General features: G+C 43.2%; 17 protein-coding genes. 12 read left to right on the forward strand and 5 right to left on the reverse strand.

What is annotated here, in order from left to right:
* Nucleotides 1-218 precede the first annotated feature (218 nt).
* Nucleotides 219-3,086, forward strand: a complete 2,868-nt coding sequence (locus MHI51_RS11280; protein WP_405173874.1) for a glycosyl hydrolase 115 family protein — start codon at nucleotides 219-221, stop codon at nucleotides 3,084-3,086.
* Nucleotides 3,087-3,133: 47 nt separating this feature from the next.
* Here MHI51_RS11280 and MHI51_RS11285 read toward each other — a convergent pair whose 3' ends face one another.
* Nucleotides 3,134-3,913 (reverse strand): helix-turn-helix domain-containing protein, encoded by a 780-nt coding sequence (locus MHI51_RS11285; RefSeq protein WP_076186480.1) that lies wholly within the window; start codon nucleotides 3,911-3,913, stop codon nucleotides 3,134-3,136.
* Between the two features lie 129 nt (nucleotides 3,914-4,042).
* Between MHI51_RS11285 and MHI51_RS11290 the strand changes: the two genes are divergently transcribed.
* Nucleotides 4,043-4,339, forward strand: coding sequence for a helix-turn-helix transcriptional regulator (locus MHI51_RS11290; RefSeq protein WP_038569940.1), 297 nt, complete (start codon nucleotides 4,043-4,045; stop codon nucleotides 4,337-4,339).
* A 127-nt stretch (nucleotides 4,340-4,466) separates the two neighbouring features.
* Complete coding sequence (locus tag MHI51_RS11295) at nucleotides 4,467-5,489, forward strand: NADP-dependent oxidoreductase (protein WP_339190520.1); 1,023 nt, start codon at nucleotides 4,467-4,469, stop codon at nucleotides 5,487-5,489.
* 71 nt (nucleotides 5,490-5,560) lie between these two features.
* Here MHI51_RS11295 and MHI51_RS11300 read toward each other — a convergent pair whose 3' ends face one another.
* Nucleotides 5,561-6,370 (reverse strand): YheC/YheD family protein, encoded by an 810-nt coding sequence (locus tag MHI51_RS11300; protein WP_076129991.1) that lies wholly within the window; start codon nucleotides 6,368-6,370, stop codon nucleotides 5,561-5,563.
* Nucleotides 6,371-6,532: 162 nt separating this feature from the next.
* Between MHI51_RS11300 and sbnA the strand changes: the two genes are divergently transcribed.
* The 5 genes from sbnA to MHI51_RS11325 all read left to right on the forward strand — a co-directional run bounded on the left by sbnA (nucleotide 6,533) and on the right by MHI51_RS11325 (nucleotide 13,991).
* Nucleotides 6,533-8,740: a 2,3-diaminopropionate biosynthesis protein SbnA gene (gene sbnA, locus MHI51_RS11305; RefSeq protein WP_405173875.1), complete on the forward strand. Its 2,208-nt coding sequence runs from the start codon at nucleotides 6,533-6,535 to the stop codon at nucleotides 8,738-8,740.
* Nucleotides 8,741-8,764: 24 nt separating this feature from the next.
* A complete protein-coding gene (locus tag MHI51_RS11310; protein ID WP_076277452.1) occupies nucleotides 8,765-9,730 on the forward strand; it encodes a 2,3-diaminopropionate biosynthesis protein SbnB in 966 nt (321 codons plus the stop codon).
* Between the two features lie 201 nt (nucleotides 9,731-9,931).
* Nucleotides 9,932-11,905: a serine hydrolase domain-containing protein gene (locus MHI51_RS11315; RefSeq protein ID WP_405173876.1), complete on the forward strand. Its 1,974-nt coding sequence runs from the start codon at nucleotides 9,932-9,934 to the stop codon at nucleotides 11,903-11,905.
* Nucleotides 11,906-11,964: 59 nt separating this feature from the next.
* Nucleotides 11,965-12,642, forward strand: coding sequence for a response regulator transcription factor (locus MHI51_RS11320; protein ID WP_076100805.1), 678 nt, complete (start codon nucleotides 11,965-11,967; stop codon nucleotides 12,640-12,642).
* Nucleotides 12,639-13,991, forward strand: coding sequence for an ATP-binding protein (locus tag MHI51_RS11325; protein WP_405173877.1), 1,353 nt, complete (start codon nucleotides 12,639-12,641; stop codon nucleotides 13,989-13,991). The genes MHI51_RS11320 and MHI51_RS11325 overlap by 4 nt, the downstream gene beginning before the upstream one ends.
* Nucleotides 13,992-13,993: 2 nt before the next feature.
* On the opposite strand, the gene MHI51_RS11330 is transcribed toward MHI51_RS11325, so the two are convergent.
* The 3 genes from MHI51_RS11330 to MHI51_RS11340 all read right to left on the reverse strand — a co-directional run bounded on the left by MHI51_RS11330 (nucleotide 13,994) and on the right by MHI51_RS11340 (nucleotide 19,163).
* Complete coding sequence (locus MHI51_RS11330; protein WP_076129994.1) at nucleotides 13,994-14,629, reverse strand: TetR/AcrR family transcriptional regulator; 636 nt, start codon at nucleotides 14,627-14,629, stop codon at nucleotides 13,994-13,996.
* 46 nt (nucleotides 14,630-14,675) lie between these two features.
* The gene (locus tag MHI51_RS11335) at nucleotides 14,676-15,866 is read right to left on the reverse strand and encodes a pectin acetylesterase-family hydrolase (protein ID WP_179087384.1); all 1,191 of its coding nucleotides are present in this window, start codon (nucleotides 15,864-15,866) and stop codon (nucleotides 14,676-14,678) included.
* A gap of 150 nt (nucleotides 15,867-16,016) precedes the next feature.
* The gene (locus MHI51_RS11340; protein WP_341002040.1) at nucleotides 16,017-19,163 is read right to left on the reverse strand and encodes an alpha-mannosidase; all 3,147 of its coding nucleotides are present in this window, start codon (nucleotides 19,161-19,163) and stop codon (nucleotides 16,017-16,019) included.
* A 250-nt stretch (nucleotides 19,164-19,413) separates the two neighbouring features.
* Here MHI51_RS11340 and MHI51_RS11345 point away from each other — a divergent pair, with 250 nt between their 5' ends.
* The 4 genes from MHI51_RS11345 (at nucleotide 19,414) to MHI51_RS11360 (ending at nucleotide 24,953) form a co-directional block, all read left to right on the forward strand.
* Nucleotides 19,414-21,252, forward strand: a complete 1,839-nt coding sequence (locus MHI51_RS11345; RefSeq protein ID WP_405173878.1) for a sensor histidine kinase — start codon at nucleotides 19,414-19,416, stop codon at nucleotides 21,250-21,252.
* Entirely contained in the window at nucleotides 21,227-22,801 is a 1,575-nt protein-coding gene (locus tag MHI51_RS11350; protein WP_405173879.1) for a response regulator, read from the forward strand. The genes MHI51_RS11345 and MHI51_RS11350 overlap by 26 nt, the downstream gene beginning before the upstream one ends.
* A 280-nt stretch (nucleotides 22,802-23,081) precedes the next feature.
* A complete protein-coding gene (locus tag MHI51_RS11355; protein WP_076129998.1) occupies nucleotides 23,082-24,011 on the forward strand; it encodes a sugar ABC transporter permease in 930 nt (309 codons plus the stop codon).
* A gap of 18 nt (nucleotides 24,012-24,029) precedes the next feature.
* The gene (locus MHI51_RS11360) at nucleotides 24,030-24,953 is read left to right on the forward strand and encodes a carbohydrate ABC transporter permease (RefSeq protein ID WP_038569957.1); all 924 of its coding nucleotides are present in this window, start codon (nucleotides 24,030-24,032) and stop codon (nucleotides 24,951-24,953) included.
* The last annotated feature ends 42 nt before the right edge of the window (nucleotides 24,954-24,995 follow it).

Below are 24,995 nucleotides of genomic sequence, written 5' to 3' on the forward strand. Positions count from 1 at the left end.
TAAGCTTTTCTTGTTATGGATGCGTTTGCAAAAAACATGCTTCTGTTAGAAGGAATACCTGTTAACAGTAACACCAAATATCCAGATTGTTCAACCGATAAACAAAGTTTCGTTTAATAATTACAAAAAGTTGCTAGTTTACACATGGAAGTTGAAATCGCTTACTTATATAATGTGCCTAGTCATACGAAAATAGGATGCTTAAGGGGAGAATTATCATGCCTACGAAGGAATTGCACCTTGTGAAGCAGGGCAATGCTGCCAAGATTTACATAGACCCCAAGGGGAAAGATTATGAGGGATTACGCCGGGTGGCACAGTCTTTTGCAGCAGATGTTAAACAGGTAACAGAGGTTGAGCCTGAGATATATACACAATTGAACGAATTGGATGGAACAGTCATAATCGCTGGATCGATAGGCAGCAATGATTTTATCGGTGATTTAATCGCGGAGGGAACCGTTGATGTATCGGCCATCCAAAATAAAAGAGAATGTTATAAAATTCAGGTGGTTGAACAACCCACAGCGGGAGTGGACAAGGCGCTAGTCATTGTAGGAAGTGATAAACGAGGGACGATTTACGGGTTGTATTCGATCTCCGAAAAGATTGGAGTTAGTCCTTGGGTGTACTGGGCGGATATTGTGCCGGAGAAGAAGCCGGCATTGTCCATTCCTGATAACAAGCTTCATGTGATCTCCAAGGAGCCTTCGGTTAAATATAGAGGTATTTTTTTGAATGACGACTGGCCGTCTTTAGGTTCTTGGGTAACTCAAAGATTTGGTGACTTTAATGAAGATTTCTATGTCAAGGTATTTGAACTCATTCTTCGCTTGAAGGGGAATTATTTATGGCCGGCGATGTGGAGCGCCGAATTCAGCCTGAATGGTAAAAGCAGCCCGATTGCCAACGCCAAGCATGCACAAGAATACGGAATTATTATGGGGACCTCCCATCATGAACCCTTATTCCGGGCAGGCAGTGAATGGCAGAAGGTATACAGCCAATACGGAACAAGTAACCTATGGGATTTCGCCCGTAATAAACAGGCGATTACAGATTTCTGGGAAGACGGAATCAAGCGTAATCAGGACTTTGATAACTTGATTACCCTAGGCATGCGGGGGGAAAGTGACTCTGCGCTGGAGGGCTCCGATCAGGAGAATATTGATCTGCTTAAGGATATTATACTTACGCAAAAAGAACTATTGAAGAAATACAATCTTGAACATGCGCCGCAAATTTTGGCCGTTTATAAGGAAGTTGAGAAGTACTGGTATGGCACTGCCGGGGTGGAAGGGTTGAAGGACTGGGATGTTCTGAATGACGTTACGATCCTGCTTGCTGACGATAACTTTGGCAATCTCCGCAAAATCCCGACGAAAAACGAACGTAACCGCAGCGCAGGATGGGGGATGTATTATCATTTTGACTATCATGGTGGTCCGCATTCCTATGAATGGTTAAATACGACCCCGCTTGAAAAAGTCTGGGAGCAAATGTGTATGGCATTCGACTATGGCATCCGTGATGTATGGATTGTGAACGTCGGGGATTTGAAGCCTATGGAATTGCCCATTTCCTACTTTCTGGATTTGGCCTACGATTTTGAGGCATGGGGGACAGGTGCAATCAATCGGACTGTGGAATACACCAACCGTTGGGTAGAGCAGCAATTCGGATATGTGCTGGAACAAGAGACATGTCTGGGAATCGCACAATTGTTAAGTGATTATACCCGGATGAACGGTCGGCGCAAGCCTGAAATTATTTATCCGTCCACCTTCAGTCCTATCCATTACAATGAGGCGCACAGAGTTCTGGAGCAAGCGGTGATGATCGAGAAGGCTGCCGGCAAATACGATGAGCTAATCCCGGAACAACTAAAGGATGCTTACTTCCAGCTCGTATATTTCCCTGCTGTTGCCTCGGCCAATGTGGTCAAAATGCAAATTTATGCTGGACTGAACCATCTATACGCTAAGCGAAATAGTATGTTGGCAAATACTTACGCTGCTCTGACCCGCGAAACCATCGAACGGGATAAGTATCTGGAGCTGGTTTATAATAGCGGAATTTCGGATGGAAAATGGCAGGGAATGATGAGTTCCCCTCATGTAGGGTATATACATTGGAATGCAGAAGGGTGGAAATATCCGGATGTAAACACCTTGACGCCCGCCAGAGGTTCTTTAATGATTGTCGATGTGGAAGGAACGGAACAAGCGTATGTTTCCGGCACAGCTAATCTTCGGGTATTTACAAATCTCCAAAAAGAAAACTATCGCATCACAATCAGTAACGGTGGAGAAGCGGGTTTTGAATATCAGGTGCGGAGCAGCGTGGATTGGATCAAGCTTGAGAAAATACGCGGCTGGATTGAGGCAGGGGAGACGCTTCAGGTTTCCGTAGATTGGGAGAAGGTCAAAGAAGCATCGACGGGCGAAATTACGATCTCCGGTGCCGGAAATATAGTTAAGGTGAAGGCAGCCGTGGATTGGATAGACATTCCGGATATGCCACCGATGACATTCATCGAGACCCATAATATCGTGTCCATTGAAGCGGAGCATACCATAACTCGTGTTTCGAAATCAGGGGTGGTATGGAAGACCATTGACAGCTATGGACGTTCTTTATCCTCGCTTAAAATGTTTCCGGATGCTGTATCTTTTGAACAACCGGAGGATGCTCCTTGTCTGGAATATCAGATTCTAGTGCAGCAGGACACCGATTATAGCTTAACCGCGTATATTGCGCCGACAAACAATCTGTCACAAACTAGCGGGTTAAAATATGCGATAAGCTTCGATGATGAGGCACCCGTGATTAAGGATGCTTTACCAACGAACTTTGAAGGCGGCAATCATGATAATGAACCATGGTGCCGCGCGGTTATGGACAATATTCATGCTGTGACCACCAGCCATGCTTTAACGAAGGGTCTTCATACCCTCCGCTTTTACGGATTGGATGCGGGTCTGGTTCTGCAAAAGCTTGTATTGTCCGCTGCCCAGCTTCCTTATTCCTATTTAGGGCCGGAGGAGAGCTTTTATACTAGCGGGACGGCGTCCATTCTTAGTTAGGTTGAATTAAAAGGGCGAACAACTAGGTTGTTGCTTCGAATCCTCCGTTATTTCAGGGCAGATGACGGAGGATAACCCTTTATATTTTTGAAAACGTTGCTGAAGTAGGCGACATCTTGATAACCACAGTGCGCTGCCACTTCGGACACATTAAAACCACCTGCCGATAGAATCATCTCAGCATTGTTCACGCGCACCTTGTTTATAAATTCTTTACAGGTGGAGCCAGTGTTCTGCTTAAACAGCTTACCAAGATATACGGGATTTAGGGCAACCAAATCTGCCAGCTCCTTGATCGTAACTTCCTCCGAATAATGATCCATGATATAGGTCATCACTTTTTGGATTCTTAGATCTATCAGAGGTGTTTCTTGATGGTGGGCGATACTTAATAAGCGGTACACAATCAGTTGAAAGATGGCCCGGGCCTTCATTTTGTAGAAAGGTTGTTTGCCCATCCAGATATGTGAGAATTCTTTAATATCCTCTAGAATCTCTTTAGTTCTCCAATTCCTAGTTACAGTCTCAAAAGGGAGCTGCACATGATTGTCCTCACCCTCCCAGAAGAAATTGAAGGCAAAGGAACGCATGGGTGCCTCCTTGAAAGTCTGAGCTTCCCGAATGCTGCCAGAAGGGGCATAGAGCATATCCCCGGCTTCAACCGTGAATTTCTCTCCATTAATAAAATAGTCAGACTTTCCTTCTACGATGAAGGTAAGATCATGGAAATCAATTTTACTCCTCGTAATCTCCCAATCCGGGAAGGATCGGCGATCAACGAACAAAAAAACACGGGGAACAAGATTTTCGTATTTGGTAATGTCCATTTCTACCATCCCTCTTTCCTTATAAATAGATCCGCGCTAATGCCGATTGGTATATTATACAAAAATGAATCCAATTAAGAAATGGGATTGTAAATTGACTTTGCGCAATCAGAAGAATACAATAGTTTTATGACTATCGAACAATATTCCTTAAAAGATGATGAAAAGCGAGTGAAGATTTTTAAAGCATTAGCAGAAGTGAAACGAATTGAAATGATTCGTTATCTTCATCTCCATAAGGAGAACAATACATGTGGGTCCATTGGTGAATCTATGGGAATGGATAAATCCAATGTGTCGTACCATCTGAAGATTTTGTATGAAGCTGATTTAGTAAGTGTCACACGTATGGGGCAGAATAAGATTAGCCAGCTTCGAGAGGATACGTTTAGCGAATTATTACCGGGTTTCTTGGACAGTTTATAATATGTCCGGAAACCTATAATTTTTTCTTGATAGTTTGATAGTTTTATAACTATTTGATAATCATGTACAGGGTTTGGTTAATAGTTATAGGTAGCAGCAAAAATAAATATTAATGGAGTAGTGATCTATGAATCAGTTGAAAAATAAACAGGTCCTGTTAATTTCACGTCCTGTAGGCATGCCAACCCAGCAAAATTTCGAGTTCAAAGATATTCCTGTAGTTGAAGCAAAAGAAGGACAAGTTGTTGTACGTACGTTGTATTTGTCAGTGGATCCTTATATGCGCGGAAGAATGAATGATTCTAAATCGTATATTCCTCCGTATCAGCTTAATGAAGTCATCGCTGGAGGACTTGTGGGAGAGATCGTAGAAACCAAATCGGAGCGATTCAAAGCTGGAGATAAAGTCATCGGTATGCTGGGCTGGCAGTTATATAATACTGTAGATGCTAAAGCAGTAACCAAAATCGATGATTCGATTGCACCTGTATCGGCTTACTTAAGTGTTCTAGGTTTAACAGGGCTCACTGCATATTTCGGTTTACTTGATATCGGGCAGCCGAAAGAAGGAGAGACTGTCGTAGTGTCTGGAGCAGCGGGTTCAGTGGGGATGTTTGTTGGACAGATTGCCAAAATCAAAGGCGCTCGTGTCGTTGGGATCGCAGGTAGCGATGATAAATGCGACTATTTGAAAAAAGAACTTGGCTTTGATGCAACCATTAATTATAAAACAACGGAAAATTTAGACCAGGCTTTGGAAGAAGCATGTCCAAATGGTGTGGATGTTTATTTTGACAACGTGGGTGGATCGATTTCAGATGCTGTGATGAGCTTGCTTAATGATTATGCACGTATTCCCCTATGTGGCGCTATTTCTTCCTATAATAGTACAGATGGAGATATGGGACCACGTATTCAGAGCAGATTGATCAAAACCCGCTCCCTTATCAAAGGATTCGTTCTTAGTGATTACGCAGCCCGCCAGTCAGAAGGACTTCAAGAGCTTGGAAAATGGCTAACAGAAGGTAAATTAAAATATGAAGAAACAGTTGTTGAAGGATTTGATAATGTGGTTGAAGCATTCCTGCAATTGTTCCAAGGTGCGAACCTCGGGAAGATGCTTGTTAAGGTGAGCGACTCCGAATTCTAAAACAACACAAACAGCTCTGGTAGAGATTTTTATATATCAGGGCTGTTTGTATTATTACCAATCAAATCCGTTCAGACCATACCCTGTTTGGACTTCATGCATTTAAGATTGTATGTGCGGCCATAGGCTTTTGCATATTTGACGATTCGCTCAATCATGCTGGTGTCATTCAGTTTGGTAAACGGGCACGGATCGGGGGCAGTATTTACTTCCAAGATCCATGGTTTAAGGCGTCGATCCAAAGCAATATCCACACCGATTTCCTGCAGGCCGGGATAGGCTGTGCTCAGCTGTCTGGCGGAGTTCACTCCGATTTGTTGCATGGACCGGATCAACGCGCTACTATTCTCTACGTTTGTGTAGGATTCTAATAATGCCTCTACCGGATAAATCGTTCCCCCTTGGCTCCCATTCGTAACCACTTTGCGAGGATGAGCTACGCGACCCGCAATGCCTGTAGCTTCCCACCCACCCTTAAGATTTCTTTGCACCATAACCCGGATATCAAATGGCCTTCCCTCATAAACCAAAAGCCAAATCCCTTTTTGCACCAAATAGGACTTTCCTTGGGTCTCGCTAGAGATTGCCCGATAAGCCATCTCGTAATCAGAAAATGTATGTTTATGCGTACCGGACTGATAGCTGTAGGCTGGTCGTTTTTTGGAGGAATGATCTTGCGATCTTTCAATCCGGATTACACCCTGTCCCAAAGATCCACAGCAGGGCTTAATGTACACCATTTTATGTTTTTGCAACATCTCATAGAGTACGTTTTTATTCATTTTTTTCGTTACCGGGATGTACTTCCTTAGCTCTTGTTTTCTAAGCAGTACCCTTGTTTTCGTCAGCTTATTGGATATCCGCCGTATTGGCTCCTTCATTTTGTTCCTCCGTTCTATATATCTATAGGCTATATTACGGGAATACGCAGTTTTTGCTTGGGCAACCACAGAATAATAGAACACATGCAAAGAATTCTACATATGAATATTGGAGGCATTTATTAAACTTGGGCTGCAGCATGCGGTCAACGGGAGGCGGCTATGATGCTGCTCGGGAAATTGCAGAATAAGGTGCAAGAAGTAATGGACGAATACCCTTGGTACAAGGGGCTGATCGATGGGGAGAAAACGAATTATAACCTGCAGAACTTACCTCTTATGTCTTCGAAAATACTTGAAACCTTCTATTATAACCAACCCATCGATCCTTCTTGGACTGTTTATAGGACGTCTGGTACAAGCTCAGGCCGTAGAAAAGCAATCCTCTACTCTGAGGAAGATGACAAACACTATGTGGATATTAAAACGAAGCTATTCGGCGAGCTTATTGCGGGAAGCGGATGTAACAGAGCGTTGGCGGATATGGGCACTGGACATGCAGCAAATACTGCGCTGACCATTTTTGAAAGGTTAGGATTGGAGAAAAGTTCAATACCCTTTGAACTGCCAATCGAACAGCATATTGAACAGCTTAAAGCTTTTAAACCTGACTTGCTCTATACGATGCCGTCCATCCTTGACCATATCGTATATGCTGCCGGAAACCCGCGTGAATTCGGAATTCGCAAGATTATTTTGGTAGGGGAAATTGCTCCGCCTGAGTGGCAGCGGAATATGGCTGGCTTGTTTGGTATTGATCCTAGAGATATCATCGATACTTACGGCTCCATTGAAATCGGTACGATCGCTTATTACTCCCATGATCATGGCAGGTACATTTTTGCCGACGGAATTTTTGCGGAAGGAATCGGGGTTCAGGAGTTAGACGAAGAAGTAAGGCCGCTTCGGAACAATGAAAGTATTCTGGTGCTTACCTCAACTGTCCGCAAGATGCTGCCAGCCCTTCGTTTTGTTACTTATGACGTCGTAAGGGATTTTAGGCCTGTGATGATAGACGGCGTTGAACAACAAAGCTTCGAGTCCATTGTAAAAAGAGTGGGTCAAGAACTGAAGCACGGTGAGAAAATCAGCCTGTACGATATCGAGCAGGTCGTATACCGTCATATTGAAGATGCAATCATTCGGGTCAAGGTAAAAAACAATGCGCTCTCTATTTATATCAAGAGTAAATCTGTGAAGCCCTCTATTATTCCGGTAATTAAAGAGGAAATCAGGGAGTGTGTTCCGGAAATCGGGATGATGATTCGCAACCATCTGCTTGATGATATTGAGATCATTATAGTAGCTAAAGGGGAGTCGCTGGCCAACGGGCAGGTCAAGAACAAGAAGTTGTATTATCAGAAGGACAAAGCTAAGGTGGACATAAATATCCAAGGCGGTATCTTGTCGACTATCGGAAAAACGCCATTAATCAAGCTGAATAATTTGTTCCAGAACAGTGAGTTCGAAGTCTACGCAAAAATGGAACTGCTAAATCCGGGAGGAAGTGCGAAAGACCGTCCAGCTCTGCGGATGATCCATGAGGCATGGAAGGAAGGGAAAATCGGGCCGGGAACTACTATTATTGAGTCAAGTTCGGGAAATATGGCGATTAGCTTGGCGATGATTTGCCAATATTTAGGGCTGCGGTTTATTAGCGTGGTTGATCCAAGAACTACCACAACAAATCTGCAGATTCTGAAAACATTAACTGCAAAAATTGACTTTGTTAGCGATCCCGACCCCGAGACCGGTGAATATCTGCCTGCTAGACTGAATCGAGTGCAGCGACTCTTGGAGGAAATACCGGGCAGCTACTGGCCGAATCAATATGCAAACGCAAATAACTATTTGTCCCACTACCATACGACCATGAAAGAAATCGTGACTGAGCTTGGCGAAGTAGATTATTTGTTTTGCAGCGTAAGTACATGCGGCACGATTCGAGGTCTCGCGGAATATGTAAGGGATCATGGTCTGAAGACTAAGATTGTTGCCGTCGATGCGGAGGGAAGTACTATTTTTGGTGGCAACAAAGAGAAACGGCGGTTCCCGGGACTGGGTGCTGGCATCGTACCCCCTTTCTGCAGAACGGATTTAATCGACCGTATCGTGCATGTCTCAGACTTGGATATCGTAAAAGGATGCCGAGCACTCGCTCAGAATGAATCGATTCTGGCCGGTGCATCCTCAGGGGCTAACCTTGCCGCTGTTAGGCGTATGGAGCAAGAATTGGCTCCAGGATCTGTCTGTGCGGTGATCCTGCATGACAAAGGGGAGCGTTACCTCGATACGGTATACTCTGACCCATGGATTCAGAATGAATTTGGGCAGGAGTTCTCGGCTGACGGTGGAGATGTCCTTGCTTAACGAACGGCAAAAGGAGGTTGTGGAATGCTGTATTTAAACGATCGGGACATCCGGGAGGTGGGACTTGATTGGCCTTCTCTCGTGGAATCGATAGAAACTACGGTGCGCATACTTGATTCTGGAGATTATGCGCAGCCCGTAAAACCTTATCTAAGGTATAAAAATCCTCAAAATCGTATTATTGCAATGCCCGCATACGTAGGGGGGAATGTGAACGCAGCAGGGATCAAATGGATTTCCAGCTTCCCGGATAATATCCAGGTTGGTCTTCCCCGCGCGCATAGCATCATTGTCTTGAATGATCCCATTACGGGCGAGCCTATATCCGTCCTAAGCTCTCCGCTCCCCAGCATCGTAAGGACAGCTTCCATCAGTGGACTGATGATTGGCTACTTTTTGCAGGCACGTTCACTTGAACGGATTCATCTTGGCATTATCGGCTGGGGACCAATCGGGCAATATCATTTTCAAATGGTTATGGCATTGTACGGAGATCGAGTTGAACGTGTCCGCATCTTTGATATAAGGGAAGTAGATTTGTCAGACATCTCATCTATATATAAGGATAGGATAGAAGTGGAGGAGACGTGGGCGGACGTTTATCGAAAGTCCAATATCTTTATCACCTGTACCGTATCCAATCATAGATATATCGATATGCTTCCGGCGGAAGGTAGTCTTCTACTGAATATTTCACTGCGTGATTATAAGCCTGAGGCATTAGCTTCGGTGAAGGCCATAATCGTCGACGACTGGGATGAGGTGTGCCGCGAGAATACTGACATACAGCAGCTCCATCTGAAACATGGGTTAACTCGTGCCGATACCCGAATGATTACCGATGTCGTCTCGCGCCATTGCCTGAATGAACTCAGAGCAGATGAGCCGATTTTCTTTTGTCCGATGGGGATGGCGGTTTTTGATATCGCAACAGCGGTATACTTCGTGAAGAAGGCTAGAGAAAAAGGGATCGGGACTGAGCTACAGTAAGGTGGTAGGCATACGTTCGCTATGGGATTTTTTATAGATTTTTCTGATGTAACTAGACTATGATCCGTCACTTTTAAGGGTGGATTGCTGTCTAGTTTTTTTATTGTCTTGTTAACGTTCCATTCATAATACTCTGATAATCTCTATAAGTGTTAGGCGGATGATCATCCACCCCAATAAATGATGACTCGGAGGATAATAATGTTGACACCTATGAAAAAAAGGCTGATCGCTGGTCTGACCCTATTGGCTGTGATTAGTGCCGGCTTTGGCGCAAGCTTGGTATTTCCCGGGAAACGGGCCTCTGCTGAGAACCAAACGGGTCAAACCGGACTGCCGGCAGCGCAAATTGAAGCATTTGCCAATCTCGATGATACCTCGGGACTGACTAGCTTCGTTGATGGAATTATGGAAAAAGATATGAACCGGCTGCAAATTCCGGGAGCGGTTATCTCCATTGTAAAAGACGGCAAGATTATTTTGGCCAAAGGTTATGGCAGTTCCAATCTGGAAGAAGCGGCACCGGTTAATCCGACAACCAGCATGTTTCGAATCGCTTCAACAACAAAGCTGTTCACCTGGACAGCGGTGATGCAAATGGTCGAACAAGGTAAGATAGATCTGGACACTGATATTAACACCTACCTGAAATCAGTGAAGATCCCTGCTACTTATCCTGAGCCGACCACGATGCGCCATTTGATGACACATACAGCGGGGTTTGAAGAGGGTGGAGTGGGTTATCAAATCACTACCGACCCTGCCAAATTGCCGGGATCAATCTCGGAAACACTCAATAAGCATATGCTGGCACGGGTAAGACCCCCCGGAGAGATGAGTTCTTATTCGAACTTCGGGGCTACTCTCGCGGGTCTGATTGTGGAGGAAGTCAGCGGTGTTCCTTACAATGACTATATACAAAAGTATATTTTCGATCCGCTCGACATGAAATATTCGACGGTGGTAGAGCCTTTGCCGGAGTCATTCATACCCAATCAAGTTGTAGGGTACACGAGTGAGAACGGCAGCTTTATTCCTGGCACACCTACCTTCGAGGGCGGCTTTCGTCCTGCCGGCTCGGGTACAGTATCAGCAGTAGACATGGCGCACTTTATGATTGCCCATCTGCAGAACGGGAAATATGGTGACCAGCAGATTCTTAGAACGGAGACTGCAGAACTAATGCATTCAACGGCGTACCAATTCGATAAACGTATGCCGGGAGTAGATCTGGGGTTCTCTGAGAAACGCATCAATGGTCTTAGACTAATCACTCATGGTGGTTCCGACCCCATGTTTAATACAGAGTTTTATCTTGTGCCTGCCAAGCATGTAGGTATCTTTGTTTCCTATAACGGCGGTCAGGGCGGTGATTCCGCGGCAGGCCTAGTCCATGCCTTTTTTGAGCGCTATTATCCCGATCCTGAAGCGAAGCAGCCTGAATTCTCCATTTCTGCAGAATCTGTTCAGAAATATGCGGGAACCTATCAATTCACACGCCGTAACCACAGTGATATTGATAAATTTTTCAATTTTTTTGCCCAGCTAAATGTTAAGGTAAAGGATAATAAGCTATCTTTGGGAAGTGGTAGTGAACAACAGTTGTATAGAGAAATCGGTCCGAATCTGTTCCAGCTCGAGGGAGGCACCGAACAAATTGGCTTCCGCACAAATGATACCGGTAAGGTTACACATATGCTCTTAGGTATGGCACCGGAAATGCCACTGGAGCGTACGCCACTCTTGAATCAGAATAAGTTTTGGCTTATCGTACTTGGCGGCTCGGGGTTGATTTTCATCACTGCATTGCTTGGACTAATCTTCTCCAGACGCAAGATCAAGGTGATGACGCCTCCGGAAAAGTGGGCCATCCGCTTATCTGCGGGAACTGCTGGGTGGGCGCTGCTATCTTTCGTTACGATATTTATGGTGGTTATGTCCATGGATACGATGCAGAAGTTCAGCGGTATCAGTCTTTCGCTTTCTCTCAGTTTAGTTATGCCAATCCTTTTGGTTGGACTGACTTTAGCTTTGCTAATCTCGGCTATACTGGTTTGGAAGAATAAATACTGGACAGCTTTCAAGCGTGTGCATTATACACTAGTGGCACTTTCGGCTGTAGTGATGACTCTGTTTTTCTACTATTGGAACCTGTTGGGTTGGCAGTTCGGATAACTTCGTTTCTTGTCAAGAATATATCATATATAATGTAAGCTTAAGAGAGGAGGACAATCGTGGCTACTATACTTATTGCTGATGATGATGATAACATCCGAAAGCTAATGTCTTTGTTTTTGCGAAAAGAAGGTTTTGACCTCAAAGAAGCCAGGGATGGCACCAAAGCGCTGTCCATTATAGAGAACTCGCGAGTCGATCTCGTCATCCTAGATATTATGATGCCAGGATTGGATGGTTGGGATCTGTGCAGAGAAATCAGGCGCTCTGATGCCAACATTCCCCTCCTCATGGTGACGGCTAAAGGAGAATCTGCACATAAAGTGAAAGGTTTTCAACTCGGCACGGATGACTATTTGACCAAACCGTTTGATCCGCTTGAACTGGTGATGCGAGTAAAAGCTTTGCTTAAACGCTCGCTGGTTGTTTCTTCCCAGTCTGTGCAGTTGGGCAATGTGGTGCTTAACCGCCGCACTTTCCAGGTTACGCGTGATGAAGAACCGGTAACGATTCCTTTGAAGGAATTTGAGCTACTGTTTCTGCTGGCTAGTCACCCTAGGCAAATCTTCACAAGAGAACAGTTGATTTCTCAAATCTGGGGATTGAACTATGAAGGAGACGGCCGGACTGTAGATGTGCATATAAGCCGGTTGAGGGAGAAATTCTGCGGTAACGACGAGCAATTTCAAATCGAAACGGCCCGCGGCCTAGGATACCGGCTGATCCCTGCGCTATGATCAAGACATTGTATGTACGCGTCGTTCTCACGTTTTTAGGCATCATTATCTTTAGTCTGATCTGTTCCTTTTTCATTGGTTTGTATGTCTTTCAGAAACAAATAAGTAACGAGGGACAGAATGAAATGATCACAGTGGGGAAGGAGATCATTCACCGTTATGATGACGCCAAGCCTGAGGATACAGACGAGTTCTTGAATAGTATGGTTAAGGTATCTGCATACCCTATCCACTTGTATAATCATTCCGTGGAATATACCTTTTATGGGCTCAAGCATAGTCCGGCCGTCACTATCACCCCCGAGGCTGTGAAACAAGTGCTGCAAGGAAAACTCTATCGTTCCTCCGCAAAAGATAAGGATACCTTTATCGGGATGCCCTTTATGTTTAACGGGGAGTGGCAAGCAATGTTCTTGCAGTATTCTGCCGAGAACGAAAATATCGTCAATCGGATGCTGCTCTTTGTGCTTTTACTCGTGCTTTTACTGGGTAGTCTATGCATTCTTATTGCCGCCAGATATTTGGTGGAGCCGATCAAAGCTTTGACGAATGCGACAAGAAGGCTGGCCAAGGGTGATTTCGAGGTAGAGCTTAAAGTAAACCGAGTAGACGAAATAGGGGAACTGACACAAAGCTATGTGGAGATGGCCGGGGAGCTGAAGCAGCTGGAACAGATGAGGCAGGATTTCGTATCCAACGTTTCTCATGAAATTCAGACACCGCTTACGTCTATTTCCGGCTTTGCCAAGGCATTGCAGAACAATGATCTAATCGTGGAAGAGGAACGTTCTGAATATCTTGATATCATCATTGCAGAGAGTGAACGTCTGTCGAGGTTAAGTGATAATTTGCTGAAGCTCGCTTCCCTGGATTCTGAACATCATCCTTTTAATGCAGGTTCCTTCAATCTTGACGAGCAGATTAGAACCATCGTTGTGACCTGTGAGCCACAATGGTCAGCCAAAGGCATCGTTATCGATCTTGAGCTGCCGGAAGCTGTCAAAATTAAGGGTGATGAAGATCAGCTGAAGCAAGTATGGATGAATTTGCTGAGCAACAGCATCAAGTTCACACCTGAAGGCGGGAACATCCGCATTAGTATAGATGACAGTGCAGCAGATGTATCGGTCACCATCAGTGATAACGGGATCGGGATTTCCCCGGAAGAGTTCAACGCCGTATTCCAAAGATTTTATAAAATAGACAAGTCACGGAATGGAAACAACAATGGCAATGGCTTGGGACTTGCAATCGTTAAAAAAATTGTCTCCCTGCATCAGGGAAACATAGAAGTGGACGGTGCGGTTGGAGCGGGAACGACGATTATCGTCAGGTTGCCCCATAAGTGAAATTAAGGGTTTGTCTGATTCTTGGATTGCCGTACGCCAAACATAATGAAATCCTTGAATTGCCGGTCCATAACCCGATCTTCCTCCGTAACCACACCCCCCCGCTGATGAGTAATAATGACGGCTTTTTGTAAATACATGAAATACAGGTGGGTGGACTTGTGCAGAATGTCCAGCCACTTATTTTTTTCCTCCGGAGCGACTGATATGGACTCAAGGAGAATTAACCGTGAATACCAGCCTTCCATAGCCTGCTTAAAGTCAGGAAGTTCCGCGGGATTTTTGGAAAGCGTGCTGTAGTAAACTCCAAAAATGGCATCATAGTAGATCAGGGCTTCCTGCTGATCTCTTAATGCCAGATATTTATCGAGAATGTTCTCCAATGACTGTACAGGGTGTTCAAAATCAAAATCAAACAGCAGCTGTCCAAACATCCGCTCCAGATTAAGGACATAGATTTGAGCGGCTAACTCTTCCTTGTCTTTATAATGATGATACAAAGTACGCCGGGAGATGCCGGCTTGTTCCGCAATCTGTGCCATATCCGTGCGCTCAATACCTTGAGCACAGAATAAGCTAAGCGCTGTATCCTTAATGATCTCCCTTGTCATTTGCATTTGCTTTTCCCGCAAATTCATTGATTTTCTCTCCTGTCTTGTTGCAACTCTTCCGCTGCTTCTAGCACTATTTCTGAGCTGGCTTCGAATTCATGAGGAATTTGCTGCCCACTGAATAGGGGTTCTGCCGGTTGATCGCATCACCTAACCAATTCAGAAGCTTCACACCATCCTGTTCAGCCTGAAAGAAGGTCTCTCTGGTGGCAAAAGTGTGCGGAGTTGTACCCGTCTTAGCGTTCAGTCCATAGTCGGTGAGATAGTAATAATAATTAGGTAAAGTGGCTGCCAAAGAAGAAACAGATTGCCGCATTTCCTGTGACCACTCATTAATGATGCTTTGATCTCTTGGCCCCTTGTAATCGTTGATATTGTTCTGAAAGTGGATTAGAATCTCGTCAAATACCGAGTAGGATTGCAATATTATCGCATTCGCAGGAAGTAGATGGCCGTTCGCTTTAAAAGCTGCCCCGATGATATCCGCTTCAGGGGCATATCCGAAGTTCTTCACGAAGTCTGCCTGCCATTCCTGCTTCACAACATTTGGCCACTTGTCTGATTTCAAGAAGGAACTGTCTGAATATTGGAAAATCTCGGAGTTCTTGTAATGAGAGGCGATCTCGGGAGCCCAAAAAGCGGACCCGAAGCCACCAGCACTTTCGCCAGCAATCAGTAGTTTGCCGGGTTTATCCACGTTGGCATATATCCAATCGAGGCTGCTTCGCACATTATTGCTGCCGTTATAACGCATAGTAAAGGGGCTGCCGTCATCTTTTTTATATTCAACTGTGCGGTTGCCGATATGGAAGTCACCGGTTGAATAGGGAAGGTAGACCACATTCCAGCCATGAAAAGGATTGGCAGGGTTATCCGTATCCATCATGCCTCTCAGCAATGTCAACATATAGAAGGGGATGTTCTGGAAATAGTTGCCTGTATCTCCACCTTTAATAAAGTTCATAAGCTTGATGGGGTGTGCGGCACTTTGGGCATCCCAGCTGGCTCCGCCACCGGAAAAAAAGATGATCCAGTTATTATTTTCACCCTTTTTATTCCACAAAAAATACTCTGATCCATCACTTGATATGACATTTCCGTCTAGCGTGACTTTATTCCACTTGTAAGGCTTCACTTCCGCGATTACGGGGGTGGTAGTCGCCGGTCTTTTGATTACAAAAGCGCTGATTGCAAACATGGCAATCAAAACAAGGCTGAATAATCCAATACCTGTGAATATTGTGATTTTCCTCATTTTTCTCATATCCATCTCTCCCTTACTCGGAGTATACGTCAAGATCACTCATTACACAAGGTGTATACCTAAAATCATAAAACAATCGTGAGAAAATATATAAAGAGGTGTCCTCGCAGCCTTTGATCCATGGCTACAGGGACACCTCGATTGTGTATGTTACTTTATTAATTTTGCTGCTTCGATTTCAAATGTTTTTAGTTCGTAAGGTTCAAGTATAAAAGTAATGACAGGTTCAGTGTGGACTTCCCCTTCAGGACGCTCCATTAGATTACACTCTTGCCACGAAATAATATTCAAGTCGCTAGTCATATCAATTTGCTGGCGGCTTCCGGAATAGTCGTGCACACGTACGATTAATTTTTGACCATCCTCAGACTTCTTGATCGCAGAAACCATAACCTTTTGAGTAGAAAGGCGAATAAGCGACTTGGTTGCTACTTCTGCTTGACCCATGGTGCTCCGTAGAGGGTTGTTGACGGACCAAGCTTGACGGACGGTGTCACCCTGTAGCCAATCCCCAGTATGAGGCAGGATAGAATAGGTGAAAGTATGTTCGCCTTGATCCGCTTCAGGGTCAGGGTGCGTTGCCGATTTGATTAAGGACAGACGCATCACATTATCCTTGATGTCATAACCGTATTTGCAGTCGTTCAGCAAGCTAACGCCATAACCACGATCTGATAAATCTGCCCACTGATGCCCCACAGTCTCGAATCTAGCGTAATCCCAGCTAGTGTTCCAATGTGTTGGACGCGTAACATTACCGAACTGGATATCATAAGTGGCTTCGGTAGCTCGTATCGCAACAGGGAAAGCTACTTTCATTAGCTGTTGTCGCTCATGCCAGTCTACCTTTGTCACGAAATCGATACGACGATGGTGTGCATGTAAGATCATTTGCTGCTTAATCGTGGAATCCATATAACTCCATGTGAATTGTACAACACATCGCAGTGAACCCTTTTCTATGACTTCAATGCTGCGGCAGTCGGTGACTTCACGTTTCTTTTGCTGATAGTAGATGTCAATGTCCCAAGCTTCATGGGCTAGGGGTTTATCTTCAAACACTTGGAACACGTTACCGTGACTTCCGTTTGCTAATACTTGTCTTTGTTCATTTATATCATAGATGGATACTAATTGACCTTGTTCGTTCCACTCAATTTCGAAGTGAGGCGTTGAGATTCCTGATTCATTTAGCTTGAATGGAGCGCTTAGTGACTTAGAATTCACATCTTCTACGAAGGAGATCGTTGTGTATCCAAGAGAAGGAATGTTAGATACTTCAACGATCCAGCGGTCACCTTCACGCTGAGCTTGTAGTTGTTTTCCTTCTGAGCTTATCCAATGTCCTGTTTCCATCCCGGCTTCAACAGTAATTTCTACGAGTTCTGTCAGCTCCCAAGCAGCATTGTTCCAGATCGTATATTTACCGGCTTCATTTCCGCTCACAAGTGCCTTACTGGATTGCTCCCAGACAGACTGACCTATTGCTTCTGCTTGTGTATACTCAATTGTACTGTCTTCATACACTTCACGAATCGAAGAGCCCGGAATAATATCATGGAATTGGTTGCGCAAAATAATTCTCCAGCCCTCGTCTAAATCGGTCTGACGATAGTTAGACCAGTCACCTGTCATCACACTTTGCAGTGTATTTAGCCATTCCGCCTCACGGTATAGCAGTTCAAGCTTACGGTTCATCCGCTTATTGTAGGCTTGGCTTGTGTAGGTGCCGCGGTGATATTCTAAGTAAAGCTCGCCATCCCATACATGGACATAACGATCTGTATTTGCAACAGTTTCTTGCAGGGTACGGAAGTAGTCTCCCGCTGTTCCTGTTTCAATCTTCGGCAGACCGGGAAGATCGTTTAACCGACGGCGCATCTCTAGCATTTCACGGTTCACACCCCCGCCACCATCGCCATATCCGTAAGAAAGTAACAGATTGCGATTTACTTCTTTATCCCGGTAAGTATCCCAAATTCCTTTTACAGTCTTAGGAATAATCCGGCCATTATAAGTGTAGAACCAAGAATCTTCTTCGGACCAAGGCTCTGGTGTTGTAATAAAGTGTGTTAACACCTCTGTGCCATCAATCCCACGCCATTGAAAGGTATCATGTGGCATCCGGTTATATTGATTCCAGCTAATTTTTGTGGTCATGAAGGTATTAATTCCTGATTTTTTTAGAATTTGTGGCAAGGACCAGCTGTAGCCAAATACGTCCGGCAGCCATAAATAGTCACATTCAACCCCAAATTCATTACGTAAGAAGCGAGTTCCATAGAGTAATTGACGGACTAGAGACTCTCCTGAGGTCAAATTGCAATCTGCTTCAAGCCACATGCCGCCGCCAGCTTCCCAGCGTCCTTCAGCCACACGTTCACGAATATTTTCATAGATTTCTGGATAGTCATTTTTGATATATTCATAGAGTTGCGGCTGAGTCTGTAAAAAGGTATAGTCCGGGAACATTTCCATCAGACGTAGTACGGTTGAGAAGGAACGCGCACATTTTTCACGGGTGTGTTTCAATTGCCACAACCAAGCTACATCAATATGGGTATGGCCAATACAGGTAACTGTGACGGGTGAGGACTTCTCCATTTTGTTAATTTCATCACGCAAATAATTGCGGGCTTCCCCGATCGAAGCGTAGAAGTTGTCTGAACCTGGACGAGACCAGTCGATCAGAAGAAAGGAGCGGTCTACTGCACTCATAAGTTGTGTATATTCTGGTGTTTTGGCATCGAGTACGTTCAGCGTCTCAACTACAGCAAGCGCGGTAAAATAGAAATCATCCGTTGGTTCATCCAGCCAACAAATTTCAGCCATGCGAATCCCATGTGTCTGATCCTTTTTTGGGCCGCCACCTTCGAGTCCCGACCATAACCGGAAGGTCAGTGGAAGCTGAGTGCCTGCCGTTTCATTTGGCAAGAACACTTCGGTATGATTGGAATCCACACCTTGATAGGGTTTGCCGTTGAAAAAGAATAAGGATTCAAATCCGGAGTTATTTCCAGCACCCGTCTCGCCAAAATCAAATCGACCCAGTACTCTACGGCCTGCCCAAGTAGCGGGTACTTCTATATTTGTCGTTAGCCATAAATACAAATCGCGGCCTTTCCAAGTATCTCCAACTCGTAGCTTAGACCATTCTCCATCCACGGGCGGTTCGGCTGCAATTTCACCTTGTTCGTCAATCATAGAGTTGAAAAAAGGAATGTGTATACGATCCCGGTAACGATATTCGGAAATTTCGTTTAGTTGGGAGTTGAGTTTGCGTTTGGTTAGAAACATGAGTAATAGCCCCTCCAATATGTTGATGGGGGACGAGGAAATTAAGATCTATTTGGGTTATTATAGGTTTGTTTGGGGGGTAGAAATCAACTATAGACGATTTTGTGTGAGTTGTAAACTCTCGGTGGAGAGAAAAGTTGGAGCGCTAGAATATATAAATTAAAAAATGCATGCGCTTCCATTGCAGAAAAAGAAGTGTGATGTTAAGCTTCTAATCCTAAAGGTGATATTCAGAAAGAAGGTGGCTTTGTTGAATGTAAAGAAATTTTATCAAAACCATTTGCAGAAAAAACTGTTCAATAAAATTTTAGCTATATACTCTTCGATCATCATAATTACGTTAATTGCCTCATCCATTACCGTATATAAATACTATGAACAGACGATCACTCGCCAACATGTAGATGCCAATCGGGAGGTGCTGGATTATGTAAGTTTGTATATGAATCAGCAGTACGAAAGCATCCAGGTAGCCATCCAGCAAATTTATAGCGATGCCTCTGTTAGTGAGGATTTGTCCTACTTTTTGCAAAATGATTATGGGGATTATCTTAAATACCGTTTAGATCAATATGCAGACATAGGGAGCTCCGTTCCTCATACGTTCGATACTTATTTCAAAACCTATTTGAATCAGAAAAACGGGATTTATGACGTTATTTTATACAGTACAGAGAAAGAATTTTATTATTTATATAAAAATAATACCCGACAATTCTACTTGAGCGACATGGACGGTTCTAAGCAAAAGTTATCCTTAACGAAGAATGGCTGGGTCTCGCATGAAACCAAATTAGTGCTTAAGGAAATAAGAGAAGACAATAACAATTTGTATACAATGACTAGGGAAATTAAAGATCCGATTACACTGAAAACGATCGGGATGCTCATAGTAGATTTTGACGCAGAACTTATTTCAAAATGGCTTGGCACAAAAGTTGCAGAAAATAATGGTCAATTGTTGGTCTTAACCCCAAGCGGTGACGTTATATATGATTCATTGGGAAGGTATATGGGACAGCGATATCCACATCTCGATGCGCTTCATGCGGATGGTTGGACAACACTGGATGGGATCTCCAAGGTTAACTTAAATACAACGAATAGCTCAGGTCTTATTATGGCAGGGATCATTCAGAAGTCACAGGTCAACAACGAAATGAAAACGGTTCGAACTTGGATTATCGGGATTACCACAGCGCTTATTATTACTGCAATGTCTTTTACATACGGAATTATTTTACGTTTTTCTAAAAAAGTGAAGATCATTATCAAATCTATGAAGCGCTTACAGGAAGGTGATTTAAGCACACGTATTCACCTAAATCGAGAAGATGAATTGCAGCTAATTGCCAACAACTTTAACTATATGTGTGAAAGGTTAGAACTCTATATTAATAAAGTGTACATTTCGGAGCTTACGCAGAAAAATGCAGAGCTAGTTGCACTTCAATCGCAGATTAATCCACACTTTTTATATAACACACTTGAGGCGATTAGGATGCGGGCAATTACGCAAGGAGCGAAGGATGTAGGTCAGATGATTTACATTTTATCGACATTATTTCGAACGATGATTAAGAAAAGCATGGTCGTTACAATATCTGATGAGATTGAATACTGCAATTTGTATCTGGAGCTGTTTCAGATTAGACATAAAGATAGGCTCCAAATCATATCACAAATAAGTCCAGTTGCCATGAATTGTTCTATCGTTAAATTGCTCATCCAACCGGTCATTGAAAATTATATTGTTCACGGATTTAGACCTGACCGTTTTGGCAATCTCATCCGTATTGAAGTTACTGAATCTGGCGGGGAAATTCTAATTGCTATAAGTGATAATGGGAATGGAATTACTGCCAGCAAGCTGACAGAGCTACAGCAAATGCTTCAAGTCAGTATGAGAATGGATGAACCTCCTTCTTCGGTAGGCCTATGTAATGTGAATGAACGAATTAAACTTTATTATGGGACTGAATATGGTTTAACGATCGCTAGTGAAGTAAATAAAGGAACAATAGTCATCATGAATATACCAGTAGTAAGGGAGAGTACTAATAATGCACAATATACTTATCGTGGATGATGAACCTCTTATTCTTGAAGGATTACGTTCAGTGATTGAATGGGAAAAATATGGATTGAGAATCGCGGGACAAGCGTCTAATGGGGAAGAAGCTTTAGAATTTCTACGCAATCATAATGAAGGGATCGACATATTAATTACTGATATTACGATGCCAAAACTTACGGGACTTGAACTGATTCAGCAAATAAAGGTTTTTGATTCAAAAATGAGGTTTATAATCTTGAGCGGGTATGAGCAATTTGAGTATTTAAAAGCTGGAATGAGTCTAGGCATTGAAAATTATATTCTCAAACCCATTAATATACATGAGTTGGAATCAACCATTGAACAAATTGTTGAAGTGCTGAATCAAGAGGATGTTGAACAATTTCATGCTAAAGAGGATTGGCAAGTTCTACGCAATAATATTCTAAACCGCTGGGTAACTGGCAATATAGGCCGGCAGGAGCTACAGCACCGTTCAAAAGTCTTAAATATCTCACTGGACTGTTCATTTTTTACGGTGGCTGCGATTCGGCTTATCACCGAACAGGATGACGATGAGGGCCAGGATAAACTCCATAGGAATCAGCTTATGGATGAATGTTATCGTATCGCTGTGAAGTCATTAGAGCAACTTGGAACCGTTATTGTATTTATAGATATGGAAGGTGATCTTGTTCTTATTATTGCTGAGCGGGCTGAAGCTGAGAACAAAGAAGAGCTTTATTGTGTACTGGAGCAAGTGCAATGTGAGATTATGCATGAGTTAGAAAAGTCTGTCTGGATAACGATAGGAAGTAAGGAGCATGCTTTTCAGGAAGTCCCAAATAGTTATAAAAAGGCGAAGAGTTTATATGTTGATCATCTTATGCTACCGGGTTACCCGATTATAGATGTGGAACAACTATCAAAGATGGTTCTGCATGAGGAGAAGCTCGAAATTGATTATGAGGAATTCAACAAATTATTATTATCTGGAGACCGGGAGGCTACGAACCAATTTATCGCAGAAACGTTCGAAAAGCTGTTTGGCTGTGGCATGATTACCCGCATTGATAATTACAACGTAGCGATTGAGTTAATGTTGATTGCTAAGAAAATGGAGAAAAACTCTAATTTTAGTGCCGTGTTTAATCCATTGCTGCGCATACATACTATTGAGCAATTGGTGCACCATGTGCAGGAAAGTGTGAAAGAAACACTGGACCAATTATCATTAGTAAATGATGAGCTCAGTCCGAATATGAGATATATGGTTGATCAAGTAAGCAAACACTATAGAGAAGAGCTATCCCTGAAAACGCTCAGTCAGCGAATGGAAATGCATCCTAATTATTTGGGCCAGCTATTTCAGAAGGAAATGGGCCGTAGTTTCTCTGATTATGTTAATCAATTTCGAATTGAAAAGGCAAGACAATTGCTGCTTCAAACTACGTTACTAACCAACGAAATTGCAGCTGAAGTAGGATATCCGGATCCAGCATATTTCTATCGCCAATTTAAAAAATCAGTAGGTGTATCGCCGACAGAGCTTCGGAATATGTACAAAAAAGCAAGATCCTAAAATAAAGGAAATGTTCCTGAGTATCACGTTCAAGTATGGGCTTCATGGACGTTGATAACGAGAATGTTTCCTTTTTTTTGCTCAAATTTAAGGGGAAATAGACTTTTTAAATGTCCTTTCTGCTGTGGATCTTTAATTTTTACATCTGATTCTGGAGTTTTTCAACTTTATGAAACCGCTTTTATAGCGCAGAATTAAGGGTAGTTAAAGGGGCGAGGGAAAAAGATCGAAGGGATATATAGGGGTTGTTTGGGGATAGAGAGAAGGGGGATGTGGAATAATGCCTGCATTTTTCAAAAGTTTAATTAAGGATAAAGTACTCTGGTTTATGGTATTACCAGGGACATTATGGTTCCTGATCTTTTGCTACTTACCGATGTTTGGAACAGTAATTGCATTCAAGGATTTCAAGATTCATCGGGATGGATTCTTTGCAAGCGTTTTAAATAGTAAGTGGGTTGGCCTTGAAAATTTTAACTTTTTGTTCTCGACGGAGGACGCCTATATCATTACAAGAAATACGATTCTTTATAACTTGGCGTTGATCTCTCTCGGTTTAGTTCTTGCGGTGGGCATTGCGATCACCTTAAATGAACTTGTGAACAAACGGATGGCTAAAGTTTATCAAACGGCGATGTTTATGCCTTACTTCCTTTCTTGGGTCATTATTAGTTTCTTTACCTTCAGCTTTCTGAGTGTAGATAAAGGAATATTGAATCAAGTGGTTGTTTACTTCGGAGGCGATCCTATTTCCTGGTATGGGGATACTCGCTTTTGGCCATATATCCTAATTTTCATGGGGATTTGGAAATCAATTGGTTATTCAAGTGTTGTTTACTTAGCGGCTATAGCGGGTATCGACAAGTCCTACTATGAAGCAGCTATGATTGATGGGGCCAGCAAATGGCAGCAGATTAAGTTTATTACACTTCCTTTGCTTAAACCTTTAATGGTAACGCTAACGATTTTAGCGATTGGTGGTATTTTTAGATCGGACTTCGGTTTATTCTATCAAATCCCTCGGGATTCAGGTGTTCTATACTCCGTAACGAATGTTATCGATACTTATATTTATCGCAGCATGAGTACGACAGGTAATCTAGGGATGAGTACAGCAGCGGGTCTATATCAATCGATTGTTGGATTTATCATGGTGCTTGTAACGAATTCTATTGTGAAAAAGATCAGCAAAGAGAATGCGATATTCTAGAAAGGAGTTAGTGACGTTATGGCAGTATTCAAACGTAAGCCAAAAGAAATCGACAACAACGCCATTACTCCTTTATGGAATGTGGTACTCAATATTATAATTGGCATCTTCGCTTTTACTTGTGTGTTTCCGTTCTTGTTTGTCATAGCCATTTCTTTTACAGATGAGAAAGTACTCGCTTTAAATGGATTTAGCTTGTTACCCGAAAAATATAGTTTAGCAGCTTATCAGTTTGTTTTTAACACAGGTGATCAATTGCTTCGTTCCTTTGGAGTTACTTTGATGGTTACTGTACTAGGTACGCTCATTAGTTTATTTCTAATAACAACTTATGCGTATGTTCTCTCTCGAAGATCATTTCGCTATCGTAATTATTTCAGCTTCTTCGCCTTCTTCACGATGTTATTCTCAGGCGGAATGGTTCCCAACTATATCGTGGCTACGCAGTTTTTACATTTGTACAACACGATATGGGCTTTGATATTGCCCATCGCGATGAATGCATTCTTTATTCTAGTAATGCGGACCTTCTTCCAGACTAGCGTACCTGATGCACTCATTGAGGCTGCCAAAATTGATGGGTCTGGTGAGTTTCGGACCTTCCTGCAAATTGTACTTCCAATCTCTTTACCGGGGATTGCAACGATTGGATTGTTCTGTACGCTGGGCTATTGGAATGATTGGTTTAATGCCCTGCTGTATATAGATGATGCGAGTCTTGTTCCACTCCAAGCGATGCTGATGCGAATTCAGAATAATATGGAGTTTGTCATTCAGAACAGTATGCAGATGGGATCAAGCTTTGAGATTGCTGCAACCTTGCCAACAGAAACCGTTCGTATGGCGATGGTTGTACTGGCGACCTTGCCTATAGCACTAGCGTATCCGTTCTTCCAAAAGTATTTTGTACAAGGCTTAACCGTGGGCTCTTTAAAGGAGTAACACTACTAAGATGTATTTATTCGAATCGCTAGGACAGGAATC

The organism is Paenibacillus sp. FSL H8-0260 (assembly GCF_045040625.1).
GTDB classification, from domain to species: Bacteria; Bacillota; Bacilli; order Paenibacillales; family Paenibacillaceae; genus Paenibacillus_AQ; species Paenibacillus_AQ odorifer.

Excerpts from the sequence above, each read along its gene's own strand:
- MHI51_RS11360 (WP_038569957.1), top strand. The coding sequence starts at position 24,030 with ATGGCAGTATTCAAACGTAAGCCAAAAGAAATCGACAACAACGCCATT.
- MHI51_RS11335 (WP_179087384.1), bottom strand. The coding sequence starts at position 15,866 with ATGAGAAAAATGAGGAAAATCACAATATTCACAGGTATTGGATTATTC.
- MHI51_RS11325 (WP_405173877.1), top strand. The coding sequence starts at position 12,639 with ATGATCAAGACATTGTATGTACGCGTCGTTCTCACGTTTTTAGGCATC.
- sbnA (WP_405173875.1), top strand. The coding sequence starts at position 6,533 with ATGATGCTGCTCGGGAAATTGCAGAATAAGGTGCAAGAAGTAATGGAC.
- MHI51_RS11285 (WP_076186480.1), bottom strand. The coding sequence starts at position 3,913 with ATGGACATTACCAAATACGAAAATCTTGTTCCCCGTGTTTTTTTGTTC.
- MHI51_RS11350 (WP_405173879.1), top strand. The coding sequence starts at position 21,227 with ATGCACAATATACTTATCGTGGATGATGAACCTCTTATTCTTGAAGGA.
- MHI51_RS11330 (WP_076129994.1), bottom strand. The coding sequence starts at position 14,629 with ATGAATTTGCGGGAAAAGCAAATGCAAATGACAAGGGAGATCATTAAG.
- MHI51_RS11290 (WP_038569940.1), top strand. The coding sequence starts at position 4,043 with ATGACTATCGAACAATATTCCTTAAAAGATGATGAAAAGCGAGTGAAG.
- MHI51_RS11280 (WP_405173874.1), top strand. The coding sequence starts at position 219 with ATGCCTACGAAGGAATTGCACCTTGTGAAGCAGGGCAATGCTGCCAAG.
- MHI51_RS11295 (WP_339190520.1), top strand. The coding sequence starts at position 4,467 with ATGAATCAGTTGAAAAATAAACAGGTCCTGTTAATTTCACGTCCTGTA.
- MHI51_RS11315 (WP_405173876.1), top strand. The coding sequence starts at position 9,932 with ATGTTGACACCTATGAAAAAAAGGCTGATCGCTGGTCTGACCCTATTG.
- MHI51_RS11300 (WP_076129991.1), bottom strand. The coding sequence starts at position 6,370 with ATGAAGGAGCCAATACGGCGGATATCCAATAAGCTGACGAAAACAAGG.
- MHI51_RS11310 (WP_076277452.1), top strand. The coding sequence starts at position 8,765 with ATGCTGTATTTAAACGATCGGGACATCCGGGAGGTGGGACTTGATTGG.
- MHI51_RS11340 (WP_341002040.1), bottom strand. The coding sequence starts at position 19,163 with ATGTTTCTAACCAAACGCAAACTCAACTCCCAACTAAACGAAATTTCC.
- MHI51_RS11355 (WP_076129998.1), top strand. The coding sequence starts at position 23,082 with ATGCCTGCATTTTTCAAAAGTTTAATTAAGGATAAAGTACTCTGGTTT.